Origin of the sequence: Citrobacter sp. Cpo109 (assembly GCF_030332565.1) — a bacterium.
Lineage (GTDB): Bacteria > Pseudomonadota > Gammaproteobacteria > Enterobacterales > Enterobacteriaceae > Citrobacter > Citrobacter portucalensis.
The window spans coordinates 243,608-263,597 of the sequence record NZ_JAOWHQ010000068.1; the positions used below are offsets into that span (position 1 = coordinate 243,608).

Genomic DNA, 19,990 nt, shown 5'->3' on the forward strand with positions numbered 1-19,990 from the left:
TTTTTTAATTTTCTGATATAGCTTTAATGAAACGTTGTTTTAATTAATTACAGGAAGGCCGGATGTTTATTTTTCATAAAGAGACCACGCTTGACGATCTGGGCAATGGCGTTACCCGGCGCATTCTTGCTCACGGCGGTAACATGATGGCGGTTGAGGTGAACTTCGAGCAAGGCGCAATCGGCCCGATGCACAATCATCCGCACGAGCAGTTGACTTACGTGTTGTCCGGTGAGTTTGAATTTACCATTGGCGAAGAGAAACATATCGTTAGGGCGGGCGATACCCTGTATAAACAGCCCAACATTATGCATGGCTGCGTCTGCTTAAAACCGGGAACGCTGCTGGATACCTTTACCCCAATTCGCGAAGATTTTCTGCACGGGTAAGGCGCTAATTAAAAAAACCGGGTCGCGTTGACGCTTTCCCGGCCTATAAGAGACTCCACTCGCAGGCCGGATAAGGCTGAACCGCCATCCGGCATGCTTATCTGACTTACACCCCAATATCTCTTAACTTCTCGCCAGCCATCAGCTTACGTTCGATATGCTCCAGCGTGACGTTTTTGGTTTCTGGAATCAGCCAGAACGTAATACCAATAAATACGACGTTCAGCGCAGTATAGAGCCAGAACGTACCGGCGGCGCCAATGCTGTCGAGCAGCGTCAGGAACGTTGCGCCAATGATCATATTCGACACCCAGTTGGTGGTGGTGGAGCAGGTAATACCAAAATCACGGCATTTCAGCGGCTGAATTTCCGAACACAGGATCCACACTACCGGCGCGGCGCTCATCGCATAGCCTGCAATACACATCATCGTCATGCCAACTGACAGCCAGGATAGCCCACTGGAAGCCGTGCCGTTATCAAACTGCATCAGACAATAACCAAGCACCAGTGTCCCGATGGCCATTACGCTGAAACCAATTTTCAGCGCCGGTTTACGTCCTGCTTTGTCGACCGTGAAGACGGCAATAAAGGTGGCGAACATAAACGTTAAGCCAACTACCAGCGTGGCAATCATCTGCTGCTCTGTGGTGGTAAAACCCGCCATTTTAAAAATGCGCGGCGCGTAATACATGATGATGTTCATCCCGGTGAACTGCTGCATCGCCTGCAGTAACATTCCGAGGAAAACCGCGCGACGCACGTTACGGTTAATTTTAAACAGCGCCCAACCACCCTGCTTCAGCTTCAGGCTTTCACGGATTTCGTTCAGCTCATCGCGGGCTTTTTCTGACGTATCGCGCAACATGCGCAGTACTTCTTCAGCTTCGATGTGGCGACCTTTCTCCGCCAGCCAGCGCGGGCTGTTGGGCAAGAAAACAACCAGAATAATCAGCAATACAGCCGGAAGCGCCAGCACGCCAAGCATAGCGCGCCAGTTACCGCTGTAGCTGAACGCGGTATCGGACAAAAAGGCCAGAACGATACCCAGCGTCACCATCAGCTGATACATACTGATCATCTTGCCACGCACGTTTTCGCTGGCCATTTCGGAGAGATAGAGCGGTGCGGTGTAAGACGCGATCCCCACCGCTACGCCCAGCACCACGCGGGCAAAAATGAGCATTTCTACGCTGGAGGCAAACGCCGAGCCCAGAGATCCGACGACGAAAAGGATCGCGCCCGCCATCAGGCTGTATTTGCGCCCCAGGCGGAATGACAACCAACCGTTAAACAGCGCACCAATTGCCGCACCCAGCATCATGCTGCTTACCACCCACTCCTGCAGGCGGCTGGTCAACACAAAGTGATCGGTGATAAAAGGCAACGCGCCAGCAATCACGCCAATATCCAGGCCGAATAACAACCCTGCGACAGCCGCAGAGATAGAAACAAACATATTCATACGTCGCGTATCGCGCACTGGGCGCGGCGCTAAAGCAGCATCATTATTTATTGAGACCATTTTTTCCTGCCAGATACAGAGTAACCATGCCATTGAAAGTAAGGGATCCCTTGCAGGAAGCGTCAGGCGGGAAACGGCAAAAACATGGATTAAATAGCTACACCACATGGTTATGTGATGGATATTCCAATTTTAAAATTTACCGACAATCACTCAATTAAATTTAACTAATTGATATTAAAGAATATTAAAAACAATAAATTTATACGTATGAAATTTAATATGGAATAATTTATAACCACAATATGGATTTTAATGATCCGAATATAAAAAAACCCTGCCAGAGGGCAGGGTTTAACGGTTCTGGAAAGCGAATTAACGTGCCAGCCAGCCGCCATCTACTGCAACGGTATAGCCGTTGATATAGTCAGATGCGCTGGACGCCAGGAACACGACAGGCCCCATAAGATCGCTCGGCAGACCCCAACGACCCGCCGGAATACGATCGAGGATTTCTGCGCTACGTTGCTCATCAGCACGCAGCTGTTGAGTGTTATTCGTCGCCATGTAACCCGGTGCAATCGCGTTGACGTTGATGTTATGTTTTGCCCACTCGTTCGCCATCAGACGGGTAACGCCCATTACGCCGCTTTTAGACGCGGTGTAAGACGGCACGCGGATCCCGCCCTGGAAGGAAAGCATAGAGGCGATGTTGATAATTTTGCCGCCGTTACCCTGAGCGATAAAGTGCTTCGCCGCGGCCTGAGACATAAAGAACACGCTCTTAATGTTCAGGTTCATCACGTCATCCCAGTCTTTTTCGCTGAAGTCGATCGCATCGTCACGACGGATAAGACCCGCGTTGTTGACCAGAATATCGATATGGCCGAATTCTGCCACTGCGCGCTCCAGCAGCGCCGGAATACCATCGATTTGACGCAGATCGGCGGTCAGGCTTAAAAAACGGCGGCCCAGTGCGGTCACGCGTTCGATGGTTTCTGTCGGTTCAACAATGTTGATCCCGACGATATCGCAACCTGCTTCAGCCAGACCAAGCGCCATACCCTGACCCAAACCTGTGTCACAACCGGTCACAACGGCGACTTTACCTTCAAGAGAGAATGCATTCAAAATCATTGTAAATCCTTAATTTTTTATAATGCCCACCGCAGCAGGCACGGCTGTCGCCCGCAACTAGCGCAGATCTTTTACTGCAACATGGTCCATATCATCAAAGACCTGGTTTTCGCCGACCATGCCCCAAATGAACGTATAAGCTTTTGTGCCGACACCGGAGTGAATAGACCAGCTTGGAGAAATCACCGCCTGCTCGTTGTGCATCACAATATGACGCGTTTCCTGAGGCTGACCCATCATGTGGAAGACGCAGGTATCTTCTTCCATATTGAAGTAGAAATAGACTTCCATACGACGTTCATGGGTATGACACGGCATGGTGTTCCACAGGTTACCCGGTGCCAGTTCAGTCAGACCCATGCTCAACTGGCAGGTTTCCAGAACATCCGGCACAAAGTATTTGTTGATGGTGCGACGATTGCTGGTGAGGTTATCGCCCAATGTCACTGGCGCAACGTCTGCAGGCGTGACTTTCTTAGTTGGGTAAGTCGAGTGTGCCGGCGCGCAGTTGTAGTAAAACTTCGCCGGTTTCGCCGTATCAATACTGGCGAATACCACTTCTTTTGCCCCTTTTCCGACGTACAGCGCGTCGCGATGACCAATTTCATAGCACTGGCCGTCAACGGTAATCGTGCCCGGGCCGCCGATATTGATCACACCCAGCTCACGACGTTCGAGGAAATAGGTTACGCCCAGCTGTTTGCCGACTTCGCCACCCACAGAGACGGTTTTGGCCACTGGCATAATGCCGCCAACAATGATGCGGTCGATGTGGCTGTAGACCATGGTGTATTCATCTGCGACAAACACTTCTTCGACCAAAAACTCATTACGCAGCCCCTGAGTGTCCAGGGTTTTCGCATGCGCACTATGGATACTTTGTCTTACGTCCACATTTACCTCCAGTGATAAATTGACCGTGAATGCTTAAACGAATAGCAAAACGCTGTTCCGTTTTATCTTATGCGCTCATGATATCCCTCCCTGAATGTGTTTTCAATTATAACTAAAACGATGTTTCACTTTTTTCGCATCTTATTATCAAAAGTGTAAGTGCGATCACGCTAGCGCATATAAATCGCAAAAATGGTTTCAATAAAATTATTTAAAACAATTAGATAGATAAAAACACAAAAGAGTAGATCATTAGTGGCAGGGATAAGATATTGAAAATACAGTCAGGCTCATACGACGTTCACACACCTTTTCTAACAAAGTGCGCTATCAATCACATGAAATGAAACAACGTTTTGATATGTTGACAGGGTTTAGAGTGTATGTTTCTGTAACTGGCCTTGCCCTCCTGTTGGAGGGCTTTTTTATAGATGCAGGAGAAAATCATCAGAAAAGGCGTTTAAGCAGAGAAATCGAAGGGAAATTAGTCTCGTTCGATAGCGAGCGCCACCCCCTGACCGCCGCCGATACACAGCGTTGCCAGTCCTTTGTGCGCCCGACGCTTCACCATTTCATGTACCAGTGAAACCAGAATTCGGCAGCCAGATGCGCCAATCGGATGGCCGAGCGCAATGGCCCCGCCGTTCACATTTACCCGCCGTTCATCCCACTCCAGCATTTTCCCAACGGATAATGCCTGCGCGGCGAAGGCTTCATTAGCTTCGATAAGATCAACATCAGCCAGTTGCCAGCCCACACGCTCAAGGCAGCGGCGCGTTGCATACACTGGCGCAATCCCCATGAGCGCGGGATCGACCCCGACGCTGGCAAAGGCGCGAATACGGGCCAACACAGGTAAGTTCAGTTCCTGCGCCTTGGCCTCACTCATCATCATCACCGCAGCGGCGCCATCGTTGATGGATGACGCGTTACCCGCCGTTACCGAACCGAGTCTGTCAAAGGTAGGATCCAGACGCGCCAGCCCCTCGGCGCTGGCATCGGTACGCGGTTGTTCGTCGGTGTCCACCACGAACGATTGCCCGTTACGCAGGGTTACCACCGGCACGATTTCATCTTTAAAACGTCCGGCATCAATTGCCATCCGCGCTTTGTGCTGCGAGTGCAGCGCGTAGGCATCCTGCAATTCTCGGCTGATTCCGTATTCTCGCGCCAGGTTTTCCGCGGTAACGCCCATGTGATAATCGTTGAAGGCATCCCACAGACCGTCATGTACCAGGCTGTCGACCAGTTGGCTGTTCCCTAGCTGTGCGCCAGTGCGGCTATCGGTAAGGACATGCGGTGCACGGCTCATATTCTCTTGTCCGCCCGCAATCACAATGTCGGCTTCGCCACACTGGATAGCCTGGGTCGCCAGATGCAGCGCTTTCAGACCCGAGCCACAGACATCGTTAATGGTGATGGCGGAAACGGTATTGGGTAGCCCACCATTGATGGCAGACTGACGTGCAGGGTTCTGCCCGGCACCTGCGGTAAGCACCTGTCCGAGGATCACTTCATCCACAGCGTGAACGTCCACGCCCGTGCGTTCCAGTAACGCCTTGACCACCATGCTGCCTAACTCAACGGCAGAGTGGCGCGCCAGCGTCCCCTGGAAGCAGCCAATCGGTGTCCTTAATGCCCCGACGATCACAACCTCTTTCATCACTACCTCAGCGCAAAATAACACCGCAATAGTAGATGATTGTTAAAAATAGTTATCAAGGTTGTTTAAAAACGGTGATTTTTATCACAAAGGAAATTCGTATCACTTATTGGTCATCTGAACGCCACTCTGCTGCAAATGGTCACGCAACCAGCTTCCTGCCACACCAGGCGGTGATTTCTTATTCCACAACAGATCGATCGAGATAGCCTTTGGCCAGCCGGGCAGTTGTAATTGAACCAGTGGTTTTTCTGCCGCAAACTCCTCCACCAACGCACAAGGGAGCGCGCACCAGCCAAATCCCTGAACAGCCATACTCAGCAATAACAGATAGTTAGGAGCAGACCAGACGGGACCGCGCGCCACGTTGGTGCCGCTTTCCAGATAGGTATTCAGACGCAGCTCGCGCCAGGTGTGGAGTTGCTCCCACTGCAGTTTTTCTTGAGCCGCGAGCGGATGCGACGCTGCAACGTATAATCCCATCCAGGTTTGCATCGGCAGACGCGTAACGCCCATGTCGGTCGGGTAATCCTCCCGCGCCTCGATCAACCCCACCTGTGCGCGTCCTTTTTGCAGCAGATCGATCACGTCTTCATCTTCCCCAATCAGGCATTCAAACTCGGTATGGGGAAACTTGCGATCAAACTGCACCATCAACTCTTCCAGCACATCCGGATGCAGCGTGTCAGACAGCACAAAGGTCAGACGCGCCTCAGTTTCACCCGACAGCGAGATCGCCGCCTCATCGAGACGTTCGCTGGCCGTCAGAATAGCCTGCACATAGCCCAACACCCGCTTACCTTCTTCGGTCAGCGTTGGCTGGCGGGATGAGCGGTCAAACAGTGCAAAACCAAGATCGGCTTCCAGATGCGCAATGGCCGTACTGATAGTGGACTGGCTTTTACGCAGCCGCCGGGCCGCCGCAGAAAATGAACCGCAGGAAACGGTCTCCACAAATGCCGTTAATGCTTCAGGAGAATAACGCATGAGCTATCTACTTTATCGATGGATACTATCTTTTAGATATCACATAAAACGATAAAATTGCCACCATTCCGTTATCCGGGCATCAAAGAAGGTTTTAGGTTATGCAACACGATACTGTCCAACGCCGCTCGTTAGTTGAGCGTATTTTTCATGCCGTCTGCTTTGAAGGCATTGCCACCGCGATCCTCGCACCGACCACCGCATGGTTGATGCAGCGCTCGGTGCTGGAAATGGGCGGACTGACCATTCTTCTCGCCACTACAGCGATGATCTGGAATATCATTTATAACGCCCTGTTTGACCGTCTGTGGCCGTCGCACCTGGTAAAACGTACGGCGAAAGTGCGAGCATTTCACGCCTTAGGTTTTGAGAGCGGTTTTATTGTGATCGGGGTGAGCATCGTGGCGTATGTGCTAAACGTCAGCCTGGTTCAGGCATTCACGCTGGAAATAGGTTTCTTCCTGTTCTTCCTGCCGTACACCATGTTCTATAACTGGGCTTATGACACGTTACGCGAGCGCGTTATGAAGCGCCGCCAGCAGCGCGTTACTGCCTGATAATTAAAATAATAGTCGGAATCTTCTCGGTTCCGGCTATTGTCCCATTCACTCGCCCGCTTGTTCACATCTCCCCCAGCCCCTGCCATTTGTGGTAAATTGCGCTTCTTTTTGTTTATTTTATAGTTGATACGTTCAAATAATGTCGAAATTTTGGTCAAAAGAAGAGACTCTCTGGAGCTTCGCACTATATGGGACTGCCGTCGGCGCAGGAACCCTCTTCCTCCCCATACAGCTGGGTTCTGCAGGCGCGGTGGTATTGTTTATCACCGCTCTCGTCGCCTGGCCTTTAACCTACTGGCCGCACAAGGCGCTGTGCCAGTTTATCCTGTCCTCAAAAACGTCGGCTGGTGAAGGGATCACTGGCGCAGTTACTCACTACTACGGCAAGAAGATTGGCAGCCTGATCACCACCCTCTATTTTATTGCCTTCTTTGTGGTGGTGCTGATTTACGCCGTAGCGATAACCAATTCACTCACTGAACAGCTGGCAAAACATATCACTATCGATCTGCGGATCCGCATGCTGGTCAGCTTTGGCGTGGTGCTGGTGCTGAACCTGATTTTTCTGATGGGCCGACAAGCCACTATTCGGGTCATGGGCTTTTTGGTGTTCCCGCTCATCGCGTACTTTTTGTTCCTTTCGCTCTACCTGACCGGAAGCTGGCAGCCAACGCTACTCACCGGCCAGATGTCTTTCGATCAGCACACGCTTCATCAGGTTTGGATATCTATTCCCGTGATGGTTTTCGCTTTTAGCCATACGCCAATTATCTCTACGTTCGCCATCGACAGACGAGAGAAATACGGCGAGCAGGCCATGGGTAAATGCAAAAAAATCATGAAGGTAGCCTACGTCATCATCTGCCTGAGCGTACTGTTTTTCGTCTTCAGCTGTTTGCTTTCGATTCCGACAAACTATATCGAAGACGCGAAAAATGAAGGCGTGACGATTCTTTCCGCGCTGTCGATGATGCCAAACGCGCCGGCATGGCTGTCGATTTCCGGGATCATCGTTGCCGTCGTAGCGATGTCAAAATCGTTCCTCGGCACCTACTTTGGCGTGATTGAAGGGGCAACGGAGGTAGTAAAAACGTCGTTGCATCAGGTGGGTGTGAAGAAAAGCCGGGCCTTTAACCGCGCTCTGTCCATCATGCTGGTCTCGGCTATCACGTTTATCATCTGCTGCATTAATCCTAATGCCATTTCAATGATTTACGCGATAAGCGGCCCGCTGATTGCCATGATTCTGTTTATCATGCCGACATTGTCTACCTATCTGATCCCGGCGCTGAAGCCGTACCGTTCAGTGGGTAATCTGATCACCCTGATTGTCGGTCTGCTGTGCGTATCTGTGATGTTTTTTGGCTAGAACGTGTTGTTTAACGGCTCATTCCAGTAAGCGGATGAGCCGTTAAACTGACTTATTTGATGTACGAATCCAGCACTTTCAGGACCACATCCAAATCCTCTTCGCGCTTAATTTCATCGCCCTGATGCACAATGTGCTCGGTCAGATGACCTTTAATCACTTCACGCATTAATCCGTTTACTGCCCCGCGGATCGCCGCTATTTGCTGCAATACCGCCGCGCATTCATGCGGTTCATCCAGCATGGTTTTCAACGCCGCTACCTGCCCCTGAATCTTGCTGGTTCGGGCTTTCAGCTTTTGTTTGTCGCGGATCGTATGTGACATAACTTTACCTTTTTAACGTCTGGCTGTAGGGACAATACCATCGAAATTCTACTGGGGGGTAGTATTTGATACTGGGGGGGAGTAGAATCAGACGAAACTAAACAACTAAGAATCATTCTCATGGGTGAGTTTTCTACGCTTCTTCAGCAAGGCAACGCCTGGTTTTTCATTCCCAGCGCGATTCTACTGGGTGTGTTACACGGCCTGGAGCCGGGGCATTCCAAGACGATGATGGCGGCCTTTATTATTGCCATTAAGGGGACCATCAAACAGGCGGTGATGCTGGGGCTGGCAGCAACGCTGTCGCATACCGCCGTAGTTTGGTTGATTGCGCTCGGTGGCATGTATATCAGCAAAGCGTTTACCGCCCAAGCCGTTGAGCCCTGGCTGCAATTTGTCTCGGCGATAATTATTCTCGGGACCGCATTCTGGATGTTCTGGCGAACCTGGCAGGGAGAGCAGAACTGGCTGGCCCAGACGCATCACGACCACGATCACGGGCATCACCACCACCATGATCATGACGACCATCATCATGACCACGATGACGATCATCACCATCACGAACACGAGCATAATCACGACCATGCCGCACTGGCAGGACTCACCGAAGGCTCGAAAGAGTATCAGGATGCCCACGAACGGGCGCATGCCACCGATATTCAGCGCCGCTTTGCGGGCAAAGAGGTCACCAACGGCCAAATATTATTGTTCGGTCTGACCGGCGGGCTTATCCCGTGTCCAGCCGCCATTACGGTGCTGCTGATTTGCATCCAGCTCAAAGCCTTCACGCTGGGTGCCACCATGGTGCTGTGCTTTAGCCTCGGGCTGGCACTGACGCTGGTAACGGTGGGCGTGGGAGCGGCAATCAGCGTGCAGCAGGCGGCCAAACGCTGGAGCGGATTTAACACGATGGCACGCAAAGCACCCTATTTTTCCAGTGTGCTCATTGCGATGGTCGGCTTATATATGGGGATTCACGGCTATATGGGAATCGTCGGTTAACACTAAGAGAGCGCAGCAGCGATTGCCGCTGCGCGTAAAACCAGGCTAGCTTTCGACGACATTCCCCCACACCAGTTGCCCTTTATGGAAGGTCGCGGTGCGTGGGGAAATTCGCGCGACGGCTTCCGCCGAACAGGAGGCATCCACCAGCACAAAGCTGGCTTCATCCTGCGCTTTCGGCCAGACGCGCTCGCCTTTATCGTTAAGCGGCAGCACATCACCGGTAGCAAGGAACAACGCCCGCGACAGGTTCAGTTCGTTGGGGCGAATATAGAGCTGCGCGTACAGATTTGCCTTCTCCAGCATGTCTCCCAGCCCGTACGGTGACCAGTGGTCAATCACGCTGTCGGTTCCGGTAATCACTTCCACGCCTTTATCACGCAACTGCTTAAGCGGCATGTGCAAGGTACCGATCGGCACCGTCGAGGCAATGGTAATCTGCTGCGTCGCCATGCGGCCCGCCAACGTGTCTACCTGCTGTTCGTTCAACGTTGCCAGTGCAAACGCGTGGCTGATGGTCAGTTTGCCCTTTAACTGCGGCGTTTTCTCCACCGTTTCCACCATGTAATTCACCGCCGCCACGCCTGCCGGACTGGTTTCATGCAGATGGATATCTACGCCTTTATCGTAATCCAGCGCAATCTGGAACATGGTGTCGAGGGATTTTTCCATCGCCCCATCGACGCTGGTTGGGTCCAGACCGCCGACGTAATGCGCTCCCGCCTGCATCGCTTCGCGCATCAGCGGTTCAGATTTTGATAACAGCAGGCCATGCTGCGGAAATGCCACGATTTCACAGGCAAAACCCGGCTGACGACGCGCCAGTACCGCCTGCAGGTTTTCGAGATTTTTCAGCCCGGAAACCGGTTCTATGTTGCAGTGGCTGCGGGCGATCGAGGTGCCTTTTGATTGCAGCAGATCGATCAGCTTTTCTGCGCGCTCCTGCGTATAAGGCTGGAGTTCAGGCAGCAGCTTTTGTTCCAGGCGGATCATATCCTGAATAGTGGTGCCAGCCGGGCGGTTCAGCGAACGCCAGGGACCGCCGTAAAAGGTTTTATCCAGATGGATGTGCATGTCGCGCATGGCGGGCAGCATCAGCTTTCCACCCGCATCGTAGTGCGGCAGCGTCGCATCCGGATGCTGCTTATTCTCGCGCAGCGCAACGATTTTTCCGTCCTGGATTTCAACGGTTTGCAGCGCGGTACGGGTATGCACCACCACTGAGTTTTCGTAATCAAAGCCCGCTTCCAGCAGGACGTTATCCAGGTAATAGTGTTTATCGTTAATCGTCATTGTGCTCTTCGACCCGCAGGTGTTCCCGACAGGATTAGCAGCATACGCGACCGGAGCGACCGCGCCAAACAGCGCGGCAGCGGTCACCATTTTTCCGCTCTGGCTTAAAAATTCACGGCGGCTGTTACTTTCCTTCATTCACGTCTCCTCTCAGGAATGGACAATATGGGTGCCCGTTTCGCCGCGCAGTGCGGCAGGCAGGCATTCCGGCGTGGTGATGATTACTCGTTTACCGCCACGCTCCAGAAACGCCAGGCTGGCAACGATCTTGGGTAACATGCTGCCAGGCGGGAAATGTCCCTCCTGCATGTAACGGGTCATCGTTGCAACATCCACCGTATCCAGCGCCTGCTGGTTGGGTTTGCCAAAATGGATACAAACCTGCTCGACGCCGGTGGTGATCACCAGAATGTCGGCGCGGATCTCCTGTGCCAGCAGCGCCGTGGAGAGATCTTTATCAATCACCGCGTCCACGCTCTGGTAATCCCCTTGATCGCTACGCACCACCGGGATCCCGCCGCCGCCCGCGCCAATCACCACAAAGCCTTGCTGGGTCAGCGTTTTGATCGCCTCCGCCTCGACAATGCGCTTCGGTTGTGGAGAGGCGACTACCCGACGGTAGCCACGCCCCGAATCCTCAACAAAGCGCCAGCCCGGATTGACCCGCTGCAGTTCATCACGCTGCGCTTCGCTAAAGAACGCCCCGATGGGCTTGGTCGGATTAGCGAAGCCCGGATCGTTTTTGTCGACCTCCACTTGCGTTACTACCGTAACTGCCTTCTGCTCACCGCGCCGCGCCAGGCGGTTATTCAGCGCCTGTTGGATCAGATAACCGATACCGCCCTGCGTATCGGCAACGCAGTTTGCCAGCGGGGTAAGCGGCAGCCCTTCACGCTCGTGCGCGATTTCCGCACGCCGCAGATCCAGCCCTACCTGTGGCCCGTTACCGTGCGTCAGCACAATGTTGTAGTCCGATGCCAGCATCTCCAGCACCGTATCCGCTACCGCTTTCACCGCTTCAGCCTGGTGTTCAATCGACTGGCTGGCGTTATCTTTGATAATGCTGTTGCCGCCAATGGCAACGACCACAAGTTCTTTCATAGTGTTATCTTCCGCTTGCAGGCAATTCAGGTCGTTTTCGTCGGTTCCTGCTCAGGCGCAGTCACCGCTTCACGGCTATCAAGAACATGCTTGAGGACAAACATGCCGCTCATCATCAGGTAGGCCACAACAAACATCATCGAGCTGCCTTCCGCAAAGCCAACCGCAGGGGAGTGAATCACGCCAAACAGCGATAACAGCGCGCCAAAGGCTGCGGCAATCGCGCCGCGCAGCGGCTTGTTCATAATGGCGAAGATAGCGACGCAGCCCCACAGCATGCTGGCCAGCGGTGCGCCGCTTCCCAGATGCACCAGTCCGTCGTAATAGACACCTTTGCTGTGCAGCAAGTCGCTACCCAGTTTCCCCGCGGATGTTCCGGCAGCGCCCATCACGCTGTTGACGATGGTCAATGCCCAGTTGGCAATCCACGGGAAAAGACAGATGAAGATGACGGGAACCTCGACTTTAGGCGTTTCTCGCACCACCTGGTTGGCGGTCACCACGCCGATAAACACCAGAATCGGCAATATCGCGGTCATCGGAATAATGGCGAGCATAAACGCCCCCAGCCCAAACAGCGGCACCAGGAACATGGTGATGCCTGAAGCGAGGGTATAGCCGATGCTGGCGCCCATCGCTTTCCAGCCCGCATGCCCAACATATACGGTCACCGGGAACGGGTTACCCAGCATGCAGCCGAGCATGGAAGCAAAGCCGTTCGCCATCATGACCTTACGGGTGTTGTACTCATCGCCCGCCGCGTGCGCACTTTCAATGTTCTCAAGGTCAAAAATATAGTTCGCCAGGCCCAAAGGAACTGCAGAAGCCAGATACGGTAGTGCGTGCGGTAAACCTTGCAGGAAGCTGTCGACATGAATTTCCGGCGGGTTGAAGCCAAAGGAAGACATCGACGCTTTAATGGCTTCCGGGCTTTGTAAACCGGAGATCCATGCCAGGGCCGTACCGGCAATCAGCAGCAGCAAACCGGTAGGAATACGAGCAAAAATCGGCTTCTTACCGAACCAGTTAATGAAGATCAGCAACAGGACGATGAAAGAGACGGTCGGCGCTTCGAATGCCTGCAGCATCGGGTTCATCGCCAGCAGCAACAGCCCCAGGCCGGACAGACAAGAAAGCAGTACCGTACGTGGGATCATCTTGCGGATGGTCTCGCCCAGGAAGGAGCCACCGACCAGGATCAACGCTTCGACAAAGCACCACACCAGGGCTATCTGGATAGCGAAGTTGGCATCTTTGGTTTGCTGATAAACCGGCATCAGCACCAGGAAGGTCACGGTGAAGATTGACGGTGCACTTGGTCCGGACGGCAGCGCCGTTACGTCGTTACGCCCGGTGTGCTTTGCCATCTGCAGGCCAAACCAGGCGTAGCAGACGCTGGCCACCAGCACCGCCAGACCAAAGGCAGGCGCAATGCGACCATAGACAATTTCGGTAGGGATCCCGACGACAAAAATGAGTAGTCCCATCATTGTCAGCAGGTTAGTCAGGTTGTTGGTCATCAGCCCAAAGTAAGCCGCCCAGTCACCACGTTTCCATTCTAGTTTTATGCTGTTCATGGAATATCCTTAACAGGTTAAGCATCGTTTGCGATCGCGGAGATCGCCCAGCCCTGCAGGTAAGCAACGTTTTTCGCTTCGCTACTGTGGGGCTAACCGCGTTAGCCCCGGTTATTGTTATTGGCAGTAGCGGTCGCACCAGTTGAGGATCGCCTTTTCAAAACAGGCGAACGGCGGGTGAACTATTCCGGCGCCGATCATGCCGATCCCCGCGTCTTTGTGCGCAATAGCGGTGTTGATCACCGGCAGAATGCCAGTGCTGCCTACGCGCGTAATATCGATAGCGGTCGGTACGCCCATAAAACCAAGCAGCGGAATGGTGACGTTGGGGTTTTCGCCGAGAGTGATTTCACGCATCTGGCGCGAGAAATCAACGGCCTCTTCGACCGTACCGCCCACCAGCGCTACGATGGCCGGTGCCGTCGCCATAGCGAAACCGCCAATGCCGTAGGTTTCGGTGATCGCGCTATCGCCGATATCACGTCCGGAATCTTCCGGCTTATAGCCCGCAAACATCGGCCCAATCACCTGCTGCGCCGGACCGGTAAACCACTGGCCCGGTAAGCCGCTAATGCGCAGACCGAACTCAACGCCGTTGCGCGCCATCGTCGTCACCACGGTGCTGTATTCAATACCGTGCGCAGCGTCCATTGCGGCTTTACACATCGCCATCCAGGTCGGTCCGGAGAAGTAATCACTACTAAGGACGAACTCGAACACCTCACGTTGCTGCTCAACCGGATAACCGGTCTGAATAATCCACGGCGTCAGCGCCTGAATCAGCAGCGCCGTCCCGGCGTTGTTGCGGTTATGGCACTCATCACCCATGTGCAGCGCCTGCGCCAGCATCAGACGCAGATCGATTTCGCCCGCCAGCTTCATAGCGTCGCGCAGCATCGGTCCCAGCACATCGCGCATCCAGTGCAATCGATCGATAACGCTCTGATCGTTCGCGCCCATGCGCAGGATCTTCGCCATCTGCTCGCTCATATTGGTATATGCGCGGTTGCCATAGGTTTTGTTCTCGACGATGTGCATAAACATCGATGCCGATGTCACGCCCGCCATCGAGCCGACACAGTCATGCTCGTGGCACGGAGAGAAGATGATTTCACCCGAGGCGGCCAGTTCCGCGGCTTCATCCAGATCTTTCGCCAGCCCTTCAAAGACCAGCGCCCCGGTTACCGCCCCCTTCATTGCGCCGCACATTTTTTCCCAGCGGATTGGCGGCCCGGCGTGCAGGATGGTGTTACGGGTCATGCCCGGCACGACGTTGATCGCCTGGTCATAGCCAATCAGCACCGGATGCGACTGGATAATACGTTCCAGCGCCTGCTGGTTAGCGGCCGCGATTTTGTCTGCCAGCGGCGAATCGGCAATGTCGTCCAGCGCGGCCACGACCTGCATGTTGCCCTGCCCCGGCGGCGTCCAGTCGAGCTGAGTCACCGGTATGTTCTGCTTTTTCAGGTCATCGCTGAACATTGCGATGCCAACGTTAATCACGTTCAGCGGCTGGTTAAACAGTGTCTGGCTCATCAGGCTTCCTCCCCTTTACAGATAAATTCACGCGCCAGCAATCCGGTGTTGGTGCTACTGCTCGCCCAGATAACCCCGGCGTCGGTCAGCATCTGACACTGTTTTTCCAGCGACGGCGTATCAAGATCGGTTCCCAGCACATAGCCGAGGATCTCAAGCGGACGACCGTCTGCGGCGGCGATCGCTTTGGCTTCAACGATCGCATCGAGCATCACGCCAACCGGATCTTCATGTGATCCAAATCCAAGGACGAAGTCCATCACGATCACGCCAACTTCAGGATCGCGCGCTTCCTGCAACAGACGACTAATGCGGTTGGTGGGATCGATCATCGGGTGCGGTTTGCCATTGGTAAAATCGTCATCACCGAAATCCAGGAAGGTATGCGCCACGCTGCGGTTGAGATCTTTCAGGCGGAATGCCGGATCCGGATGAATGTTGCTGTAAACTTCGGCATGTTTTTCCATGGCAGCAAACATCGCCTCATCGCACAACGTGCCGCCACAGAACAAGCCACGGATGTACTTTTGTTGCGGGGTCAGACGGGCGCGAACCTCTTCAATCAGCGGCCAGTTAAGTGGATGCAGGTCCAGGCTCTCTTTTTTCACGCCGGTCAGCAGTACCGCTTTCAGCGCCGCTTCTTTAGTACCGCGGGCAAACTGCAGACCTTTTTCATCCGCAGGCGCGGCTTCACGTCCGAGGAAACACACCACCACGGGCTTATGACAGGCGCGTGCACGTTCCAGCACCTTGTGCGCCACCGCTGGCGCAGGCGGTTTGGAGATAAGTGCGATGATCTCAGTTTGCGGATCGGCCTCCAGCATGCCAATCGCATCAAGCATCATCAGGCCGCCAATCTTTTCACTCAGATCGCGTCCACCTGTGCCAATTAGCTGGGAAATCCCGCCGCCAAATTCGTGAATGCGTACGCTCAGCTCCTGGCTGCCGGTACCGGAGGCACCAATAATTCCGATGTTGCCGCGACGCACCGCGTTGCCAAAACACAGCGCCGCACCGTTAATGATGGCGGTTCCGCAATCGGGCCCCATCATTAACAGCCCTTTTTCATGCGCCAGCTGCTTAAGCGCCAGCTCGTCCTCAAGAGAGACGTTGTCAGAGAACAGCATCACATTGAGGTTATTTTGCAGCGCCTGGCGCGCTTCACGCGCGGCAAACAGGCCATTGACTGAGATCACCGCCAGATTGCTGTCAGGAACATGCTTCTTCGCGCTGGCAAGCGTGGCATAGTGCGCTTCATGCTGGCCACCCTGCTCTTTATGCGTAAACAGATCGTCAATCGCCACCAGCGTCTGGTCGTTCGCCGCCTCGCTGGCACCTTTAATGACAATCATCAGATCGCCACTTTTCGCCTCTTCCAGCTCAGGCGTCAGCAGGCCGAGATTCTTCAGCACGCCCTTATTCATTTCTGTCGCCATAGCCACGAATGCCTGCTCAACGCCATCAAGCTTATTTGCGCGCGTAGAGATAGACATCAGTGAGACAGAATCAAAATACGTGTTCTTTTTAACAACTATCCTGATCGACATAATTCCCTCCGGACCTGTGGCTCAGGGCGCAGGCATCCGCCATGCCATACAGCATGTCGCAGCCAGAACTTGAGCCGATATTTTTAATGTCAGTAATATATTGCGTAGAAACGGGTTGTTGCTCAGTAATAAATTGGTTCAGCAGCCGTCCGATGCTTTCCCGATAACGCTGATTAAATGCTTCCTCTAGCGTTATTTTGCTGAGTAGCGTTGTATTATTTCCGGCACGTTGTAATGCTGCTAAAAAATCGTCTCGATATTTCCTCAGCGGATGTCCGGGAATAAATAAAATGGTGCTTAAACCTACTAAATAATCATCCGATGAAGGCGTCAGCCCTATCCCCAAACCAATTAAATGGCTGACCGCCGTAGTAATATTTTCTCCTGTACGCAACGCCGTCAGTAATGTTTGTCGGCGGTTGAGTAATTGACGGGTGATTTCCTGATAAAACGGATTGTCACCCCGGTACAGAAATAATGTGTCGTCGCTTTTTAGCTGTTGGCGGATAACTTCTTCCCAATGCTGCCAGCCGACTGCGGCAAGGCTTGCTGCATCAGATGTCCACCGTGGTATTCGCCACAGCAGGCAACCGGCGGTTTCTATCCATTTATCATTGCCAACAACTATTCCCGACCCGCTAAAATTGACCCGCTCACCGGGGTGAAACAGGTCTTCACAATGCGTCAGCGCCAACCGACAGCTGTTAGGTGCGTTATCACAATCTTCACTCAGTAACGTCAACAGCCGCTGCTGTTCGGGTATCAACAGGTTTACCGCGTGAGAAAAAACCTGTTCAACCTGTCCCGTTCCCCGGAAAGTGAGAAACGAGCTGTCTGCGGTTAGCGCCCGTACGCATCGCCGTGATGGCGTAGCGATAATGGCGCTCCTGTGTCAGGCTCCGGCCGCAATCAGCAGCTCGGCAATTTCGTGGTACCCTTTCTCTCGCGCCAGTTCCAGCGGGGTTTTACCGTATTTATCCGTCATGTGCGGGTTTGCGCCATGGTCGAGCAGCAGCTTAACGATCTCCTGCTGCTTCGCACCACCGTCATTCAGCACGATGGCTTCCAGGAGCGGCGTCCAGCCAACAAAATTAGTATGGTTGACATTGATATCGGTACGCAGCAGCAGCTCACGCACGATCTCGACATGGCCTTTTTCGCTGGCTGGCGTAATACCGACGCCGCCAAAACGGCTCAGGCAATTGAGGTCGGGGTTAGCTGGTAATACCGTACGCAACAGCGTTAAATCATTCGTCAGGCAGCTAATCAGGAAGGGGTTAAAACAAGTTTGATCTTGTTTATTAATATCGGCACCCGCAGCAATCAATAAAGAAACACAGTCATAATGTTTATTCAGGCTGGCAATAATAATGGCAGTTCGCCCCTGGCGGTTGGTGGCGTTAATATCCACATTTTTTGCCAGACAGGATTTTAATCCATCGACATTGCCCTGTTCTGCCGCCAGCAGAAATTCAGTAATGAGTTCTTTCTCTGACATAATCGCTCTCCTGCAGTTTTTTAGACTTTTTAAATATCCGATAACCTGAGAATAGCAACAGAGTGCAGAGAATAACATCCGCTTAAATTTCATTCATCGTTAGCGCATCGATTATTGAATCAATTTTAACAATGAGGACAAAACGTGCTGTAGTGCAATCTTTCCCTTATGGCTGTGGCCCTTTTAGCCACTAATCAGTAGTCCGGGAAATCAGGCGGTATGCTGCACGGATAGCGGCCTGCAATTAAAATACAGAAGTGTGATTGCCTTCAAACCAAATGTAAAACTAGTGTTAAATTCTGTTCAAAACTGATTGCTCTGTATAAGGATTACAAATACATTCAACAATCATCGTGTTGCGGATGCGCATTGTTGCCGGAGGGGAGAAAGATGAATTCAATATTTACCGAGGAAAACCTACTGGCATTTACGATGGCTGCCCGCTATAGCAGTTTCAGCAAGGCGGCGGAGGAGCTTGGCTTAACCACATCGGCAATTAGTTACACCATCAAGCGCATGGAAATGGGTCTCGACGTGGTGCTGTTTACCCGCAGTACTCGCAGCATTGAGCTGACCGAGTCCGGGCGCTATCTCTTTCGCAAAGCAACTGACCTGCTGAATGACTTCCACGCCATCAAGCGCAGCATTGATACCATCGCTCAGGGCATTGAAGCCCGGGTACGCATCTGCATTAACCAGCTGTTGTATACCCCACAGCACACTGCCCGGCTATTACAGGTGCTCAAAAAGCAGTTTCCGACCTGCCAGATAACCGTCACCACCGAGGTGTATAACGGCGTCTGGGATTCGATCATCAACAACCTGGCCAATATCGCCATTGGCGCGCCCGATACGTTACTGGACGGCGGCGGAATTGATTACACCGAGATCGGCGCGATCCGTTGGTCATTTGCGATTGCCCCGGATCATCCGCTGGCGTTTATGCCTGAACCCATCTCTGAGAGCCAACTGCGCCTGTACCCGAACATCATGGTGGAAGACACCGCACACACCATCAACAAGAAGGTTGGTTGGCTGTTACACGGTCAAGAGTCGATTCTGGTTCCCGATTTTAATACCAAGTGCCAGTGCCAGATCCTGGGGGAGGGAATCGGTTTTCTGCCAGACTATATGGTGCGCGAGGCGATGGAAAAGTCGTTGCTGGTGACACGGCAGATCCACAACCCACGTCAGGATTCACGAATGCTTTTGGCAACCCAGCATTCGGCAACCGGTCGTGTCACTCAGTGGATTAAAAAAGAGTTTGGCCCACAAGGGATACTGACAGGGATTTATCAGGATTTACTGCATCGGGCGTGATGCACCGGATGGCTGTTATACCTTCCAGTGCATATAAGATAATCAGGCGCGGATATCGTCGTACTCGCGGGTTTTATCAAATTCATGTTTGGCAAACGGGCACAGCGGAATAACTTTGCGGTTTTCAGCGCGCATCTTCTCTACCACTTTCGCCACCAGCTGTTTGCCGACGCCCTGACCTTTCAGGCTGGGATCGACATCGGTATGTTCAATGATGCTCAGATGCTCGCCCGTCGGCACGAAAACAATCTCGGCAACTTGGTTGCCCTCAGCATCATTGACATAAAACTTGTTATGGCCTGCAAGAATTTCCATGCTTCCCTC

At 53.0% G+C, this 19,990-nt stretch carries 19 protein-coding genes; 5 read left to right on the top strand and 14 right to left on the bottom strand.

Features of this window, described 5'->3' with window-relative positions; translation table 11 throughout:
• Positions 1 to 62 precede the first annotated feature (62 nt).
• A complete protein-coding gene (locus OGY71_RS17895; protein ID WP_003825583.1) occupies positions 63 to 389 on the top strand; it encodes a cupin domain-containing protein in 327 nt (108 codons plus the stop codon).
• A gap of 106 nt (positions 390 to 495) precedes the next feature.
• Here the strand turns inward: OGY71_RS17895 and araE are convergent, their stop codons facing one another.
• The 5 genes from araE to OGY71_RS17920 all read right to left on the bottom strand — a co-directional run bounded on the left by araE (position 496) and on the right by OGY71_RS17920 (position 6,535).
• Positions 496 to 1,914: an arabinose-proton symporter AraE gene (gene araE, locus OGY71_RS17900; protein ID WP_003033926.1), complete on the bottom strand. Its 1,419-nt coding sequence runs from the start codon at positions 1,912 to 1,914 to the stop codon at positions 496 to 498.
• A gap of 315 nt (positions 1,915 to 2,229) precedes the next feature.
• Positions 2,230 to 2,991, bottom strand: a complete 762-nt coding sequence (kduD, locus tag OGY71_RS17905; protein ID WP_003033923.1) for a 2-dehydro-3-deoxy-D-gluconate 5-dehydrogenase KduD — start codon at positions 2,989 to 2,991, stop codon at positions 2,230 to 2,232.
• 57 nt (positions 2,992 to 3,048) lie between these two features.
• Complete coding sequence (gene kduI, locus OGY71_RS17910) at positions 3,049 to 3,885, bottom strand: 5-dehydro-4-deoxy-D-glucuronate isomerase (protein ID WP_286613514.1); 837 nt, start codon at positions 3,883 to 3,885, stop codon at positions 3,049 to 3,051.
• A gap of 484 nt (positions 3,886 to 4,369) precedes the next feature.
• Positions 4,370 to 5,548, bottom strand: coding sequence for an acetyl-CoA C-acetyltransferase (locus OGY71_RS17915; protein ID WP_003825576.1), 1,179 nt, complete (start codon positions 5,546 to 5,548; stop codon positions 4,370 to 4,372).
• A 102-nt stretch (positions 5,549 to 5,650) separates the two neighbouring features.
• Complete coding sequence (locus OGY71_RS17920) at positions 5,651 to 6,535, bottom strand: LysR family transcriptional regulator (protein WP_003825574.1); 885 nt, start codon at positions 6,533 to 6,535, stop codon at positions 5,651 to 5,653.
• 101 nt (positions 6,536 to 6,636) lie between these two features.
• Here OGY71_RS17920 and OGY71_RS17925 point away from each other — a divergent pair, with 101 nt between their 5' ends.
• Complete coding sequence (locus OGY71_RS17925; RefSeq protein ID WP_008785723.1) at positions 6,637 to 7,092, top strand: multidrug/biocide efflux PACE transporter; 456 nt, start codon at positions 6,637 to 6,639, stop codon at positions 7,090 to 7,092.
• A 142-nt stretch (positions 7,093 to 7,234) separates the two neighbouring features.
• On the top strand, positions 7,235 to 8,464 hold the full coding sequence (locus OGY71_RS17930; RefSeq protein ID WP_003825569.1) for an amino acid permease: 1,230 nt from the start codon (positions 7,235 to 7,237) through the stop codon (positions 8,462 to 8,464).
• 52 nt (positions 8,465 to 8,516) lie between these two features.
• Here the strand turns inward: OGY71_RS17930 and rcnR are convergent, their stop codons facing one another.
• Positions 8,517 to 8,789, bottom strand: coding sequence for a Ni(II)/Co(II)-binding transcriptional repressor RcnR (rcnR, locus tag OGY71_RS17935; RefSeq protein ID WP_003825567.1), 273 nt, complete (start codon positions 8,787 to 8,789; stop codon positions 8,517 to 8,519).
• Between the two features lie 120 nt (positions 8,790 to 8,909).
• Here rcnR and OGY71_RS17940 point away from each other — a divergent pair, with 120 nt between their 5' ends.
• Positions 8,910 to 9,794, top strand: coding sequence for a nickel/cobalt efflux protein RcnA (locus OGY71_RS17940; RefSeq protein WP_193134642.1), 885 nt, complete (start codon positions 8,910 to 8,912; stop codon positions 9,792 to 9,794).
• Between the two features lie 45 nt (positions 9,795 to 9,839).
• Here OGY71_RS17940 and OGY71_RS17945 read toward each other — a convergent pair whose 3' ends face one another.
• The 7 genes from OGY71_RS17945 to OGY71_RS17975 all read right to left on the bottom strand — a co-directional run bounded on the left by OGY71_RS17945 (position 9,840) and on the right by OGY71_RS17975 (position 18,346).
• The gene (locus OGY71_RS17945; protein ID WP_286613515.1) at positions 9,840 to 11,225 is read right to left on the bottom strand and encodes an amidohydrolase family protein; all 1,386 of its coding nucleotides are present in this window, start codon (positions 11,223 to 11,225) and stop codon (positions 9,840 to 9,842) included.
• A 12-nt stretch (positions 11,226 to 11,237) separates the two neighbouring features.
• Positions 11,238 to 12,188 carry a carbamate kinase family protein gene (locus OGY71_RS17950; protein ID WP_103284757.1) on the bottom strand — a complete coding sequence of 317 codons (951 nt, stop codon included), beginning with the start codon at positions 12,186 to 12,188 and terminating at the stop codon, positions 11,238 to 11,240.
• A gap of 26 nt (positions 12,189 to 12,214) precedes the next feature.
• A complete protein-coding gene (locus OGY71_RS17955) occupies positions 12,215 to 13,765 on the bottom strand; it encodes a xanthine permease (protein ID WP_286613516.1) in 1,551 nt (516 codons plus the stop codon).
• 117 nt (positions 13,766 to 13,882) lie between these two features.
• Positions 13,883 to 15,301 (bottom strand): YlbE family protein, encoded by a 1,419-nt coding sequence (locus tag OGY71_RS17960; RefSeq protein WP_191222188.1) that lies wholly within the window; start codon positions 15,299 to 15,301, stop codon positions 13,883 to 13,885.
• Positions 15,301 to 16,848 (bottom strand): acyl-CoA synthetase FdrA, encoded by a 1,548-nt coding sequence (gene fdrA, locus OGY71_RS17965; protein ID WP_063940924.1) that lies wholly within the window; start codon positions 16,846 to 16,848, stop codon positions 15,301 to 15,303. Before fdrA ends, OGY71_RS17960 begins: the two co-directional genes overlap by 1 nt.
• Positions 16,826 to 17,725 carry an oxamate carbamoyltransferase subunit AllH family protein gene (locus tag OGY71_RS17970; RefSeq protein WP_488212394.1) on the bottom strand — a complete coding sequence of 300 codons (900 nt, stop codon included), beginning with the start codon at positions 17,723 to 17,725 and terminating at the stop codon, positions 16,826 to 16,828. The genes fdrA and OGY71_RS17970 overlap by 23 nt, the downstream gene beginning before the upstream one ends.
• Before the next feature lie 15 nt (positions 17,726 to 17,740).
• Positions 17,741 to 18,346, bottom strand: a complete 606-nt coding sequence (locus OGY71_RS17975; RefSeq protein WP_003825553.1) for an ankyrin repeat domain-containing protein — start codon at positions 18,344 to 18,346, stop codon at positions 17,741 to 17,743.
• A 390-nt stretch (positions 18,347 to 18,736) separates the two neighbouring features.
• On the opposite strand from OGY71_RS17975, the gene OGY71_RS17980 reads away from it, so the two are divergent.
• Positions 18,737 to 19,666: a LysR substrate-binding domain-containing protein gene (locus tag OGY71_RS17980; protein WP_003825551.1), complete on the top strand. Its 930-nt coding sequence runs from the start codon at positions 18,737 to 18,739 to the stop codon at positions 19,664 to 19,666.
• A 42-nt stretch (positions 19,667 to 19,708) separates the two neighbouring features.
• Here OGY71_RS17980 and OGY71_RS17985 read toward each other — a convergent pair whose 3' ends face one another.
• The gene (locus tag OGY71_RS17985) at positions 19,709 to 19,981 is read right to left on the bottom strand and encodes a GNAT family N-acetyltransferase (protein ID WP_003033869.1); all 273 of its coding nucleotides are present in this window, start codon (positions 19,979 to 19,981) and stop codon (positions 19,709 to 19,711) included.
• Positions 19,982 to 19,990 lie beyond the last annotated feature (9 nt).